The sequence below is a fragment of the Vibrio sp. B1ASS3 genome (assembly GCF_905175355.1).
Taxonomy (GTDB): domain Bacteria; phylum Pseudomonadota; class Gammaproteobacteria; order Enterobacterales; family Vibrionaceae; genus Vibrio; species Vibrio owensii.
In genome coordinates, this window is the sequence record NZ_HG992743.1 from 1,761,539 (window position 1) to 1,774,437 (window position 12,899).

General features: G+C 44.7%; 15 protein-coding genes and 1 pseudogene. 6 read left to right on the forward strand and 10 right to left on the reverse strand.

From position 1 onward, the window contains the following. Positions 1–31 precede the first annotated feature (31 nt). Complete coding sequence (locus tag KJB05_RS26090; RefSeq protein WP_208446147.1) at positions 32–961, forward strand: LysR family transcriptional regulator; 930 nt, start codon at positions 32–34, stop codon at positions 959–961. 11 nt (positions 962–972) lie between these two features. Then, positions 973–1,356: a VOC family protein gene (locus KJB05_RS26095; RefSeq protein WP_208446146.1), complete on the forward strand. Its 384-nt coding sequence runs from the start codon at positions 973–975 to the stop codon at positions 1,354–1,356. Positions 1,357–1,408: 52 nt separating this feature from the next. Here the strand turns inward: KJB05_RS26095 and KJB05_RS26100 are convergent, their stop codons facing one another. The 5 genes from KJB05_RS26100 to KJB05_RS26120 all read right to left on the reverse strand — a co-directional run bounded on the left by KJB05_RS26100 (position 1,409) and on the right by KJB05_RS26120 (position 5,302). After that, positions 1,409–2,848: a PepSY domain-containing protein gene (locus tag KJB05_RS26100; RefSeq protein ID WP_208446145.1), complete on the reverse strand. Its 1,440-nt coding sequence runs from the start codon at positions 2,846–2,848 to the stop codon at positions 1,409–1,411. 151 nt (positions 2,849–2,999) lie between these two features. Next, positions 3,000–3,359, reverse strand: coding sequence for a hypothetical protein (locus KJB05_RS26105; protein WP_063344780.1), 360 nt, complete (start codon positions 3,357–3,359; stop codon positions 3,000–3,002). Between the two features lie 173 nt (positions 3,360–3,532). Next, positions 3,533–3,922 carry a cytochrome b562 gene (locus tag KJB05_RS26110; RefSeq protein WP_054824339.1) on the reverse strand — a complete coding sequence of 130 codons (390 nt, stop codon included), beginning with the start codon at positions 3,920–3,922 and terminating at the stop codon, positions 3,533–3,535. Positions 3,923–4,022: 100 nt separating this feature from the next. Further along, the gene (locus tag KJB05_RS26115) at positions 4,023–4,775 is read right to left on the reverse strand and encodes a phosphatase (protein WP_208446156.1); all 753 of its coding nucleotides are present in this window, start codon (positions 4,773–4,775) and stop codon (positions 4,023–4,025) included. An 86-nt stretch (positions 4,776–4,861) separates the two neighbouring features. After that, entirely contained in the window at positions 4,862–5,302 is a 441-nt protein-coding gene (locus KJB05_RS26120) for an SRPBCC domain-containing protein (protein ID WP_208446144.1), read from the reverse strand. Positions 5,303–5,557: 255 nt separating this feature from the next. Here KJB05_RS26120 and KJB05_RS26125 point away from each other — a divergent pair, with 255 nt between their 5' ends. Together KJB05_RS26125 and KJB05_RS26130 are read left to right on the forward strand one after the other, a co-directional pair. Then, positions 5,558–5,743 carry a hypothetical protein gene (locus tag KJB05_RS26125; RefSeq protein ID WP_033005232.1) on the forward strand — a complete coding sequence of 62 codons (186 nt, stop codon included), beginning with the start codon at positions 5,558–5,560 and terminating at the stop codon, positions 5,741–5,743. A gap of 7 nt (positions 5,744–5,750) precedes the next feature. Then, positions 5,751–6,458 carry an EAL domain-containing protein gene (locus KJB05_RS26130; RefSeq protein ID WP_208446143.1) on the forward strand — a complete coding sequence of 236 codons (708 nt, stop codon included), beginning with the start codon at positions 5,751–5,753 and terminating at the stop codon, positions 6,456–6,458. Between the two features lie 8 nt (positions 6,459–6,466). Here the strand turns inward: KJB05_RS26130 and KJB05_RS26135 are convergent, their stop codons facing one another. From KJB05_RS26135 to stbD, 3 genes are read right to left on the reverse strand one after another with little or no spacing between them, the layout of a single operon-like run. After that, complete coding sequence (locus KJB05_RS26135) at positions 6,467–7,408, reverse strand: XRE family transcriptional regulator (protein ID WP_208446142.1); 942 nt, start codon at positions 7,406–7,408, stop codon at positions 6,467–6,469. An 18-nt stretch (positions 7,409–7,426) separates the two neighbouring features. After that, positions 7,427–8,185, reverse strand: coding sequence for a fimbria/pilus periplasmic chaperone (locus KJB05_RS26140; RefSeq protein ID WP_244868326.1), 759 nt, complete (start codon positions 8,183–8,185; stop codon positions 7,427–7,429). Next, positions 8,121–9,134, reverse strand: coding sequence for a fimbrial usher protein StbD (gene stbD, locus KJB05_RS26145; protein ID WP_244142972.1), 1,014 nt, complete (start codon positions 9,132–9,134; stop codon positions 8,121–8,123). Before stbD ends, KJB05_RS26140 begins: the two co-directional genes overlap by 65 nt. Positions 9,135–9,236: 102 nt before the next feature. On the opposite strand from stbD, the gene KJB05_RS26150 reads away from it, so the two are divergent. Beyond that, entirely contained in the window at positions 9,237–10,643 is a 1,407-nt protein-coding gene (locus KJB05_RS26150; protein WP_208446529.1) for an IS66 family transposase, read from the forward strand. A 15-nt stretch (positions 10,644–10,658) separates the two neighbouring features. Here KJB05_RS26150 and KJB05_RS26155 read toward each other — a convergent pair whose 3' ends face one another. After that, on the reverse strand, positions 10,659–11,024 hold the full coding sequence (locus tag KJB05_RS26155; RefSeq protein ID WP_244142993.1) for a hypothetical protein: 366 nt from the start codon (positions 11,022–11,024) through the stop codon (positions 10,659–10,661). A gap of 2 nt (positions 11,025–11,026) precedes the next feature. After that, positions 11,027–11,770 (reverse strand): fimbria/pilus periplasmic chaperone, encoded by a 744-nt coding sequence (locus KJB05_RS28840; protein ID WP_244142994.1) that lies wholly within the window; start codon positions 11,768–11,770, stop codon positions 11,027–11,029. Between KJB05_RS28840 and KJB05_RS26170 the strand changes: the two are divergent. Continuing rightward, a pseudogene (locus KJB05_RS26170) lies at positions 11,669–12,658 on the forward strand (IS5 family transposase). The gene KJB05_RS28840 and the pseudogene KJB05_RS26170 sit on opposite strands and share 102 nt — an antisense overlap. The last annotated feature ends 241 nt before the right edge of the window (positions 12,659–12,899 follow it).

Below are 12,899 nucleotides of genomic sequence, written 5' to 3' on the forward strand. Positions count from 1 at the left end.
TCGTTATTCCGCTGCGCAGAACTGAACAATTATGGTTAATCCAAAACTCATTGCCCTACTTCCTGATCTTGCTTCGTTTATCTTGGTGGTAAACGAGGGCAGTTTTACCGCTGCTGCTAAACAACTCGGCGTAACGCCATCGGCTTTAAGTAAGTTGATAACACGATTAGAGCAAGCCCTCTCGGTGAAACTGTTTGAGCGCACGACTCGTAAGTTGATCATTACTCAAGCTGGGCAAAAGGTTTACGACCAAAGCATCGCAATGGTGAATGCCGCGCAGCAAGCCGTTGAGCTATCTGCAGAAGATCATGCCGAGCCAACAGGCGCACTCACAGTGGCAGCCCCTGAAGCATTTCTTAATTCGGTGCTTCAACCATTTGTGTTGCCATTCCTAGAACGTTATCCAAATATTCAGCTTAAGCTGCGTGCAGCAGATGGTGAGATTGATCTTTTCCGCCAAGGTATTGATGTCGCATTCAAGCTCACCGACAAACCCGATGAAAATCTGGTCCTCAAAGAGATTAGTAAGACCAATCTTGTTTTATGTGCCTCTCCAGATTACCTAGCCAAACACGGTATGCCTGAGCACCCAACCGAGCTTGAGCAGCACGACTGTATTTACCTTGCCGAGAACGACAAAGACAACATCTGGTCATTCTTTAAAGAAGAAGCGTTCCACTCCATTGCCGTGAGTGGACGCTACGCCGTCAACCATTCTCAAATGCGCTTGAACGGGGTTAAGTCTGGCTTGGGAATTGGGATCTTCCATGACTTCGTGATCAAAGACGCATTAGAGCAAGGAGAAGTGGTGGAGGTATTGCCGGATTGGATGATCAAGAGTAACTACCACGGCGCTATCGCGATGCAGTATGCACAAACCAAATACATGCCTGCTCGTCTGCGCGTGTTTATCGACTTCGTTAAGGAGCATTTAGTCTCCTATGATACTAACCATGCTTGAAGAGGCTAACCATGTTTAATGCTATTCATCACGTCGCGATCATTTGCAGCGATTACTCAAAGGCCAAACACTTTTACACTGAAGTGTTGGGATTGAAAGTCATTGCTGAAAACTATCGCGAAGCCAGAGACTCCTACAAGCTTGACCTCGCTTTACCTGACGGCAGTCAAGTTGAACTGTTTAGCTTTCCGGGCGCACCAGAGAGACCGAGCTTTCCTGAAGCGCAAGGGCTACGGCATCTCGCTTTTTTGGTTGATGATGTTGAACAGGTGAAAGCCTACCTAGAATCGAATGACGTTGAAGTTGAGCCAATTCGTATTGACGAATTCACAGGCAAAGCCTTTACCTTCTTCCAAGACCCAGATGGCTTGCCGCTGGAGATTTACCAGAAATAAAAAGAGCCAGCACGTCGCTGGCTCTTTTACTACTCCACTCTTTTCTGTGTTGCTAACTCAATGCTGTTTTCAGCTTCTCTACGCGGTTGAACAACAGCCAATCCAGTGCGAGAACCGTAACAATCGCCAAACCGCCCATCGGAAACGCCAGACACAATATCACCAACGTTACTAAGCCAAGCTTCCAAATACCGTCTTGCTGAAACTTAGGTGGCGCACCCAATGCAGCACTGCGACTTGGTCTCCGAATCCACCACATCACCACACCTGTGACTGAGATTAAGATGAACGCCAAACAGAACACTACGTTGAGCACTTTGTTAAGCACACTGACATCACCTTGATGCAATGACACACCTGCCGCCATGAACTTGGCAAACAAACTGTAATCTTGCCATGTGACATCCACCAACAAGCGACCGGAATATTGGTCAAAATGACTAGTGCGATCTTGTCTTGGGTCGGAGATATCGCCGCCCATAGAGTTAGCTGCAACGGTGTAAACGCCCGTCTCAGAGCGCGGCAAAAACAGTTTATAACCAGTGAAGCCCATCATTTCAGCCTTGAGGATGATATCATCAATAGAGAGCGCATCATGACTACCTGCGTATGCCATCTCTTCCTTCATATTGGCATGATCATGAGCGGGCTTATCTTTCGATTCAGGCACAGCAGCAAGCTCTAAGTTCCATGGCATCTCTTCTGAAGCGCCATGGTTAAGATCTTTGTGTGTCAGTGTAGATTCCGGTTTCTCACCCCATGTGTAGTAGGTTGGGAAGGTATTCCAAGCTTGTACCATTTTCGCCCCCCAGATCCCTGCCCACGACAAACCTGAAATCAAAAAGAACAACAATACAATCGACAGCACGCCACCTAAATTCGCATGCAGGTCACGCATCAAAATCCGAGGGCCATTGTTAAAGCGAATTTTCAAAAAGCCAGCGCGGCTTGCGTTGTTTCTCGGTAACCAAAGGTACAAACCAGACACCAACAGCAAAATCCCCAGACTTGCGGCGATTTCAATCAAACGGTCGCCTAGGTCGCCGATGAGCAACGTGCCGTGAATGCTGTTCATCAGTTCATAGATGCTATCACCACGGTCAATGGTGCTTTGTACGGCTCCTGTATAAGGATTTACTGCAACAATTAACGAGCTGCCTTCTTGGTTTTGAATCGAGAATCGGTTGGCCATATCAGCCGTTTTAGCAGGTACAAATTGAGTGACATTAAAATCGGGATACGCCTGCTTTACGGTTTCTAATTGTGCAGAGACAGGAACCATTTGCTCTTGTGGTGAAACTTGCAATGTCGCTTCGTATCGAGCCAGTTCGATTTCGTCATCAAACAACATCACCAATCCCGTGAGGGAAAGCATCAGCATAAATGGAATGACGAACAAACCTGCGTAGAAGTGCCATCGCCAAGTCATAAAGTAGATGGATTTTGCGCGTGAGGCTTCCTTGAGTTGAGGCTTTGCCGAGTTTCTCAACATGTGTATTTTCCTTTTTTCATTGTTGAACACCCAAATTCAGCCAAACGCATCCTGCACATACGTATTCGTATGCGGCGCTATTTGACTTAGATTCAGGAGTACCACTGCTCGAAGTGGCAGTGTTATGTGACTTTACTTGTAATTGTTTTTGTTATGAGAAAAGGGAAACTGGCGGCGCTCGAGGAACTGGCGTTTCAAATCGCACACTTAGAGCCAAATAAGCGTAGCTGTCAGAAATCACCAAGCTCAATCTTGAGAGTATTGGTGTCGTTGGAAGTGTATCGTGATGAAAAGTCGAGAAGTGGCTAAAAGGACAAGGCTTACCTTTGTGGCTGACAGAATTGTCGCCCTCTTCTATTTGAACCAACTCAAAACCGTTAAGCGTACATAACGTCGCCCACACGCCCATGCTGTTACCATGAGCATTGATAACAGGCATCAGCGTCACTAGCACCCAACTGAGAGCACTAGCAAATAACATCGAGCGGTAAAAAGGAATTAATCTACGCATAACGGTGACTTAACAAATTTCACACAGCGTAACCAATTCTGAGTGGTAGCTCAAAAACAGGATCAATAAGTGGTTGCTACCTCACAGGTTTTCTTGAATACCTCGATTGACAGGCACTAAAAAGCCCGCCGAAGTGGCAGGCTGATGGTCATTTCTTCAAGTTGGATAAACGGTTAGCTAAACAGTTTGCTCCAGATACTTGGGTTGCGTTTGTCGTGGTACTCTTCACGAAGGCTATCGATTTCACGCAGTTGGTCTTTCGCTTCTTCTAGCTTGCCTGCATCAAGATCCGCTTCAATCTTATCTAGCGTTACCGTCAGCTTGTTAAAACCTTCTAGGTAGATATCGAACTTCTCTGGTGGGTAGTTACCACGCTTAGATTGTTCAACGATCGCTTGCAAGCTATCAATCGCAGATTTCATGGTTTCAACATCAGACGCTTCTGCCGCCTGTTTGAATTCCATCTTCATCTGCTTCATGTTTTGTTTTAAGTCGACGGCTTCTGCCATTGCGTACGTTGAGCCTAACGCAATTGCACACCCCAACACTAAAGGACGTAACATCTTCACTTCTCCATTGAATGCCGAATTCTGAGTCGGCTTTTTAATGCGAGCAGTGTAAAGCAATCCCTTAACACTTGCATAACCAAAAATGTAATCAAGTTTATGCGTTGCGAATCTCGTCATACTCTGCAATTGGCATACGGCCACGCAGTTCTAAGAAGGCTAAGAATTGTTGTGCTGAGTGAGTAATAACTTTACTGCTATCGATGCCAACTCTATCCATTAACTCACCCACCAAGCTCAGGTTACCTACATCGTGGCAGAAGTGCGCATCACTGCCTGTAGTGAAGAAGACACCGAGCTCTTTACCGATTTGTGCAATTTCATGGCAACGGTCTACGCTACCGACACGGCTGTTGCCTTTCAATGTGGTGTTATTGATTTCAATCGCAACATTGTGCTCTTTCGCGCACTTCAGTACAGCTTCGAAATCGAAGTCAAAGTTGGGGTTACCCAAATGGCCTAGCGCATCAACACGACCGTTTTTGATGATGTTCAACAGCGCTTCAGTGTGCGTAGCACTATCCGCTGGGCGGAACACTGGCTCATGAAAGCTAGCAATCACCCAATCCAAATTGCGATCAACACTATCTGGAATATCGATGTCACCCTTGGTGTTCATGATGTTAGATTCAACGCCGCGAATAATCGCAACGCCTTCAAGAAAGCGAGGCAGAATTTTCTGGTTAGAGAAGAACCAGTAATGAGGCGCACCCGGCATTGATTCAGCGTGGTCGGTCGTGCAGAACATATCCAGCCCGTTCTCTTTTGCCGATTTCGCGTTTTCAATCAACGTACTATAAGCGTGGCCGCTGGCGTACGTATGCGTGTGGGTATCAACCTTAAATTCCATCATCAACTCTCTTGGTGCGCAAATTGGCGGCTATTGTATACCCACAAGCAACCTGTCGTCAGCCCAAATTGACCCGCAATCTAAACTCACTCTTCGCTGATGAGCTTGATCAATGGCAGTGCCTTTTCCCAACCATGATTGAACATCGACACAAAATCACTGTGAGTATGAATGGTGATACTCAGCAACAAGCGATCTTCTATCGTCTCGATCTGATAGATCTCACGAGATCCGCTCCACTTAGATGCCAAATCCCCATCCAACTGCTGCCGATTATCCGGGTTAAAAATGGCAACATGATGAAACTCGAGTTTTTGTAGCGGTAGCACCGTATCGATGATCGCCCTTGTCCCGCCCATATCTGGATCAAAGAAAGTAATGTCGCTTCCCTCTTCCCATGCACCCTCAAATTGAGACTGAGGTGAAAAGGCTTGCGCCCATCGCTTGTATAGTTCGACATCAGTCAACACGCTCCATACGCGTTGAGGCGTCGCGGCAATCTCGACGTGATAGTTTAAAGTCAGCATATTTTCTCTCCCTGCTCCTTTCTTGACGCTAGTTCATTCTGATCAAAAATCAAACAATTCAATGGCAACCAAAGGAGAATTGCGAAGCCCGACATCAATGGTACAGCCTGACAGGGAAATATGAGCACTTAGAAAGGCTTAGCAGTTTAGGACATTTTTATATAGAAGTGCCATTTCAATGCTTGGTGGTTTTTATTACATTTACCTCGTTGATAACAACCCGCGACACAGTAATACACTAGCAATGGAATGAGCATGAATAGCGTAGAACACAGCGAGTTTAATTACATAAAACAACGCATTAATGAAATGAGGCCAGAACAGCTCCACGAAATCAAAGGCGTCATTGAATTTAAAAGGAAATCGCTACTCGATGAGAAACCACTTATCTCCGATGAAGAGATGGAGTTCATCACCATCATGTTCAAGAAAATGGAATAACGGACAAATGTGCTTTTTGATTGAAGATTACTTAAATAAAAACAGCAAGATCAACCTTTCTGATATCAATTACAAGCTACAAGAGATCGTCGATGAAAACGGAACAAACCTTGGCTACGAAGTTTTGATCGACCCTATTAATCTTTCAAAGAAACTTGCTAACGACGTCTATAAAAGAGAAATAAAATATCCACATCTAAGCCGTGCGTTAGTCACTCGATTAGAGCGATACATTAATCGCCATGTGAGTGACTTCGCCGGCAAGCACCTCTTTATCAACCTAGAGAGAAGCAATCTATGCGATAAGTATCTATTGTGCGATCTTGTAATGCTTAAGAACGCGTTAGAAGCGCTTAACGCCTATTTAGTCCTTGAAATCACTGAACGAAATGTCTGTAAAGACTGTTCTAGCGTTCGTAAAGGCTTTGAATTTCTCCGCGACCACAAAGTGCTATTGGCCGTGGATGATTATGACCTCAACGCTGATTTTAGAGAGCAAGAGTTACTTTCTGGATTCTATCAATTCGTGAAAGTCGAACACTCAGGCGAAGACAACTACTACAACAAAGTTATCGAACTGAGTAAGAGGACCCGCACAAAGCTGATCATTGAACGGGTCGAGTCTCACCTAGAGCGAAGCGATATCACTCTACATCAGGTGCCTTTTTGGGGCTTACAAGGGTTCTTATATAATACGCGCGCGGTCAGTCTATAAGGTGAGAGCTAGCAAAACTGTCTCAAATTACAGAAGCTGCAATCTTTGCTTGTATCTTGCAGACATTGAAGTTTCTTTTTGACCTTAGGGATCAAAATTGGGTTTGCAATGGAGCGAACGATATCCACCTTAACAAGGTATAAGCCGACTTTTTGGCTTCTGTCCTTCGGTGGGTAGTACTTCACTTCTTCTGCGTTAAACACTTTTTTCGCCAGTTCTAGAATTGGGTACCCAGAAACAAACATGTATACGTAGTCTTTTGTCTTATAAAGATCGAGTAAGTCATAGCAAATAGCCTGCACTACTAATTCAAAAAAGTGAGTCGAGTTCATTGAGTAACCCAGCTTCACTAAGCAGCTGCGCTTTAGCTCACTTTCAGGAATAGAAATAAAACTTGGTAGGTTATTTAACTTCTCCAAATTGAGGATGCCCGCCCAGTGACCAACGATGTCATCTCTCTTATTTTTCAATAAAATACATTGATATTTGATGTCCGTCTTCATCGCATAAAGTTCACTGATGAAGCCCTCTAGAGCGGACACATTGCTGTAAAAATCTTGGAATGTATCCACATGCTCATAGTAAGTCTGACAGCGCACTTCACTTCGAACGCATTCTGTCACCTTGTAGTACGAGAGCGCGGTTAACGAGAAGTCGAATGCTTTTACCAAGTTAGCCACGACCGATGCATAACGCACTGGAAATTTATGCTGGCTTTCGTCGATATTAAGGAAGATATCTATCAAGCTCACTTCCAACGAACGTGCTATGTAGAACTGTTTATACAAAGGCGGCACCACTTTCCCGTTCAACCAAAGACTCAAAGTGATCGTGTCCAAACCTTTAAATTCTTCGTAATAATTTTGCTGTAAAATCGCGATCAGTTCTTTTCTAGAGATTGACTTTTCCTCTAGCCAAGAAGCGAGCTCCCTCTCAAACTTGTAATTCATAAATCCACCACTTAAATGCTAATTAACCAAGGTACTTTTATAGTTTGTTGTATTGCCGTCATCTCCTAGGATGTCGAACTGTACTTGTTGTGTTTTTAGTTGTTGAGCCAGCGTTAGATTAATGCTGGAGAAAGGTTCAACAGTGATTCTTTCAAACTTCTCCTCTCCTACTTTGATAGCGAGAAAATTCGCATACCATGGCAGGTTGTTGACCACCTTCAAGTTCTCCCCCGATTTAATGAAACGAAGTTTTTCAAATGCTTGTTTACCCGGTTTCTCGATGCCTTTTGGACGGACGAAAACCTTCAACCTCAACCTCAATGGCAAAACGATCTTTTGGCTGCTTGCATTGGCTTCATCTGTCACTTCGTTTACTTGAAAGATGTTTAACCACAGCAGATTTTCGCGGTCATCGAACTGCAAATCTTCTCGATTAAGTAACAGACGCGCCCCCCTTACTTCCTCTGGCGCCATCTTGAAAATAGGCGGAACAACAAACAAAGGCGTCTCCACTTCAGAAGGGGAAACGGTGAGCTCCCCTGTATCTGTCCAAATTTGCAATAGCACGTTTTCTTTGCCAGTGTTTGCCAGCATAAAGCCGGCTTCTGTGTGTCCTTCATTCATTACAATTCGAGTTCTATCGATGTCGACAGCAGCGTTCGCAGTCGATATCCAAAGATTGAGAACCATGAAAAAGAACAAGCATATAAAGCTATTGAAAAGTAACGATAATTTGAGCTTGTGCATAAACTGTCCCTGGGGTGGCAGTTTCGCCACTTATTTTTTCTAGTGAGGCCGTGAAGTGACCTCGATATGTTTCTAAAGACGTGTCTGTCGATTCCAGTGGTGTGACTTCTTTAAAGCCATACCACCCACCAGAATTTCCCGTTCCGGTAGTCGGGCTTGGCAAAAAGTTCATCGCGGTGCCCGAGTCGTCATATATCTTGATGCCAACACCTTCCGCCACGCCCGCATTGCCGTAGTAATTGCTTAGCAAGTACGTCAAACCTCCGCCTGTTGTTTTAAGTCCCAACAACTCGGCTTGGCTAACGGCGTTGGCTGAATTAGCTAGCAATCCAATTGCTATTGGCCTGGTCGCGGTCAAGCTGCTGCTGGTGTTGGATGTGGTTCCCGATTCCGCATCAAGTTCACACGATAGACCGATAGTAAAATTGGCTTGTGAAGATATGCCGCCATTTAAGGACGCCGCCGTTGTTTTAGGTATGGTCACCACAGGTGTGTAGTCTGAAACTTGGCAAAGTGCGCCTCGGATGAAGGTCACTTGATTTGCCCACCCCCATGCGCCAGGCCAATCGCCATACCAGCCGCTGTAGCAACCTCCACCGTGGTCACAGCCAACGCTCAGCCCTGCACTTCGGCCGCCGCCTTTAAACGCAATGTAACCTTGAACACGTTGTGCGGTTGGTCGGTATCGACCGTAATTCAAACCGTAGTTTTTGTACGGCTCTTCCGTCACTTTCAAAACCTCAACACTGACATCACTGAACAATCCGGCATGCACATAAATGTAATTGCTGTCTTGAAACATGTCGTCTGGGTTGAGCTTTCTCGATTTCCAGTAGCGTGAGTAGTATTCACCCGTCGCTAAATTGGTCAGACGAAATGCGGCATAGCGATAATCCGAATAGTAAGCTCCTGGAATATCGGGGACGTCATGCTGGCCCGCATAGCCATCATCACCATTTACCGAGTAGTACTCCCACAGTAACTATTCACCCAGGAGCTATTGACAGCAAATTTATGTGACTGAGTTAACTTGATCCCACATTCAACTTGAGTGATCTTTTTGTGGTGGCAATCTGGAGGTATGAATAAGAAAACATTACCTCCACCGCCAGATTTCGATTCGCCTGAAGAGGCGAAAGATATCATCCACTTTTTATGGAATAAGTTGGCTGAGCTTGAAGATAGGCTAAACCAAAATAGTCGCAACTCTTCTGTGCCATCATCTCAACAACCCCTGCATAATAAAGCTAAAAATACTTCGCCGAATCGGAAGAAATCTGGAAAAAAGCAAGGAGCTCAACCAGGTCATAAAGGCAATCGCCGACTGCTTCATCCTATTGAAGAGAGCGCCTCGGTTGAGCAATATTTACCGAATAAGATATGCCACTGCGGTGGGTGTGTTATTCCAAATAGAAAACCTTATAAACGACACCAAATCTTTGACTTGCCAGATATCTCATACACGCTTGTTGAACATCAAATTTTTAAAGGCGAGTGCTCATGGTGTGGTGATAAGCATCAAGCGGAGCTTCCAGAGTCTGTGCCCGATGTTCAAATGGGGCCAAATCTACATAGCTTTATCGCAATCCAAGCGACGCAGCACCACCAAAGCATAGGTAAAATACAATCTATGCTGAAAGACGTCTTCCAGCTTAACTTCTCAACAGGTGCAATATCTGCGGCGCAAGGACGAGTCACTGAATACTTAGCTGATACTCATACTCAAATCCATGACACAGTAAAAGCATCTAAACTGATTATGGCTGATGAGACTTCACATCAGCGCAATAATGATAAACGCTGGATGTGGGCCGCACTCAGCAATAACGTAGCCTTTTTCCAAATTAACAGCGGAAGAAACCAACATGCTGCCAAACGACTACTTGGTGAAGCGGTTTCACACCTTTTAGTGACTGACCAATATTCTGCCTACAAATATATCGACGAATCTAAGCGCCAATTATGCTGGGCTCACATATTAAGGAACGTCATCGCTATCGAGGAAAGCGTTTGTCCTGAAAACCAAAAAATCGGAGACAAACTCGCTTTAATCGCTCATAGCGTATTCAGGTGTCATCACCGATATATCGAAGAAGAAATTACCGAAAGCCAATATTACCGCCGACTCAGGCGGTTACGAAAGAGCTGGCTTCATTGGCTCAAATTGGGTAGTTATCAATGCTCAAAACGATATCGAGGTAGATGTCGAAATCTCATCGCTGATGATGCTATGGTCTGGCGGTTTATGGACGACTCCGAGTGCCCGTTAACAAACAACGCAGCGGAGCGAGTTCTCCGTAATTACATACTGATGAGGAAGTGTTGTTACGTGACTCGCTCATATCGAGGCGACCAGTTCCGCGAACGAATGTTCTCGCTGATAGAAACAGCCAAACTTCAGCAGGTCTCTGCTTATAAATGGCTGCGTGAAATCGTCGAACATCACATGTTGAAAGTTGATTATCAGGCGCCAGTATTTTTAGCGTAAACCGTCGTCAATAGCTCATGGGTGAATAGTTACCTCCCACAAGTCGTCCTTATCCGCTAAGTCACAGCGAAACAAAACTTGCTTATCTCCATAAGGCGTGCGGTTTGCAGCGCCTAAGAATGACGTCGTTGCTGATGCGAGTACGCTGCCATAAGGCTGAAAGTTGCTGCCGCTATTGATGTTGATGACACTTGGCAAGCCATACTGGCCAAAGTATCCGTCAGCGGCACCAACAAAGTTATTACTCACGTAATAGCCTGCGCTTTGCGCTTCCGCAGACAAGTAGTTCTGATTCGTTGTGTTCAGCTTGGTACAAGTTGCAAAAACTGATGCACTTACAAACCAAACGGATAGGCCAATCATCCTGATTGAATTGTTCATGTTTACCTCATCATGCAGGTTTGTTCTGTAAGAAGAAGGACCTTGTCAGACTTAGGTGGCGTGTAACGAATGTGACACTCTTTGCCCATTCCCCAACGCAAAATCACTTCTTTATTCGTTTCTTTCAATCGGGCATAGACTTGTCCCGCTTGGCCTACCATGCCAATCTTGATGCCTTGTTGGTCGAACGCATCTGTAGCCCATTTTTTACCCTCACGCTCAAAGTAAATACTTGAGGATAAAGAAACATGTAATGGCTGATTATTATTAATGCGAATCTTAGCTATTCCATCATGATATTTAATGAGCTGTATTTGAAAATCATCAACCCAATTTCTTTTGTAATTAACCACTGACAATGGTCGATAAAACAGTTTCACTTTGTGCTTCACTGTCACGACAAGCTTATTGCCATCTGAAACCACTTTTGAGATGGCTGCATTGGATGGGATCTGTAAGAAATTAAAGTAAAATACAGACTCTTTGTCTTGAGGCAGTTCTCCTTCTCCCCCTTTGATTATTCTTAGTGTTTGGCCTTGCTGCGGTTCGATTTTCGCGATTGGCGGGGCGTTGTTGCCTAAATCAGTTGAACCTTTTTCGAGTCCTGCGATCTGACCCTTTATGATGGTTAGAGCGGTGACAACATGGGTAAGGCGAAAAGGAAGATAACTAACTGGGCGGAGTACAATAAGGCTTTGCGCAAACGGGGCTCGGTTACGTTCTGGAGCGATGATACAGCCGTAGATGCATAGCAATGCAAAACCCATCATGGTAAACGTGGTAGAGGCTTTCAATACTCTGATACAGCGATTGATACTGCCTTGATGATTAAAGGAATATTCTCACTACCATTGCGTGCTCTTCAAGGTTTTATCGACTCTATCTTTAAGTTATTGGATGCGCCGCTGACGTCCCCAGACTACACCTGTATCAGTAAACGCTCGAAAACAGTCCAGGTCAAATACCGTAATAAATCTAAAGGGGCTATTCGTCATATAGCCATTGACTCAACTGGCCTTAAAGTCTTTGGAGAGGGTGAGTGGAAAGTGAAGAAACACGGTGCCGAAAAACGTAGAACATGGCGCAAGCTGCACTTAGCCGTTAATGTAGATACCCATGAAGCCATTAGTGCCGAGCTCAGTCTGGTCAATGTTGGTGATAGCGAGGTGCTGCCAACGTTGCTTAACCCTTTACGTAGAAAGATCGATGCTGTATCTGCTGACGGAGCATACGACACAAAAAGTTGCCACAATACTCTGAAAAATAAAGGTTGTACTCCGTTAATACCACCTCGAAAGAATGCAGCGTTTTGGGAAGATGGGCATCCCAGAAATGAAGCAGTAGAGGCTCTGAAAAACGGAAGAATAGCGGAGTGGAAATCCGAGTCTGGTTATCACTATCGCTCAATATCTGAGACCGCAATGTCACGATATAAAGGACTAACAAGCGGTAAATTGAGCTTGAGATGTTACAACGCTCAAGTGGGTGAAATCATGGCGAATGTCAAAGCGATAAACAAAGTCATAGGACTAGGCATGCCTGTTCGAAGCCAACGATTAGCTACATATGGTGTCGTTGACCTTCAAGATGATTTGATCAACAACGCCCTTTACATACTCAAATTGTTACGCTAACTTCTATAAAGCTTTGGATAGGCTGCAACGGACTACGATGAAATTAAGGAAAATTTATGGACAAACTAATTATTGCAATTTTTGCTTTACTATTGGCACCGTCACTCTCGAGTGCACGACAAAACGAAAACCTCGAACTTAAAGTGACTTGGAGAGGTGTCATACCAATCAGTTCTTATACCTACCACAACACAGAGGCTGACATTTCAAAATTTAATAAAAATACGAACCCACACAATGT

What these genes read in the sequence shown, in the direction of transcription:
- KJB05_RS26090 (WP_208446147.1), top strand. Translation starts at nt 32, where the DNA reads ATGGTTAATCCAAAACTCATTGCCCTACTTCCTGATCTTGCTTCGTTT.
- KJB05_RS26095 (WP_208446146.1), top strand. Translation starts at nt 973, where the DNA reads ATGTTTAATGCTATTCATCACGTCGCGATCATTTGCAGCGATTACTCA.
- KJB05_RS26100 (WP_208446145.1), bottom strand. Translation starts at nt 2,848, where the DNA reads ATGTTGAGAAACTCGGCAAAGCCTCAACTCAAGGAAGCCTCACGCGCA.
- KJB05_RS26105 (WP_063344780.1), bottom strand. Translation starts at nt 3,359, where the DNA reads ATGCGTAGATTAATTCCTTTTTACCGCTCGATGTTATTTGCTAGTGCT.
- KJB05_RS26110 (WP_054824339.1), bottom strand. Translation starts at nt 3,922, where the DNA reads ATGTTACGTCCTTTAGTGTTGGGGTGTGCAATTGCGTTAGGCTCAACG.
- KJB05_RS26115 (WP_208446156.1), bottom strand. Translation starts at nt 4,775, where the DNA reads ATGGAATTTAAGGTTGATACCCACACGCATACGTACGCCAGCGGCCAC.
- KJB05_RS26120 (WP_208446144.1), bottom strand. Translation starts at nt 5,302, where the DNA reads ATGCTGACTTTAAACTATCACGTCGAGATTGCCGCGACGCCTCAACGC.
- KJB05_RS26125 (WP_033005232.1), top strand. Translation starts at nt 5,558, where the DNA reads ATGAATAGCGTAGAACACAGCGAGTTTAATTACATAAAACAACGCATT.
- KJB05_RS26130 (WP_208446143.1), top strand. Translation starts at nt 5,751, where the DNA reads ATGTGCTTTTTGATTGAAGATTACTTAAATAAAAACAGCAAGATCAAC.
- KJB05_RS26135 (WP_208446142.1), bottom strand. Translation starts at nt 7,408, where the DNA reads ATGAATTACAAGTTTGAGAGGGAGCTCGCTTCTTGGCTAGAGGAAAAG.
- KJB05_RS26150 (WP_208446529.1), top strand. Translation starts at nt 9,237, where the DNA reads ATGAATAAGAAAACATTACCTCCACCGCCAGATTTCGATTCGCCTGAA.
- KJB05_RS26155 (WP_244142993.1), bottom strand. Translation starts at nt 11,024, where the DNA reads ATGAACAATTCAATCAGGATGATTGGCCTATCCGTTTGGTTTGTAAGT.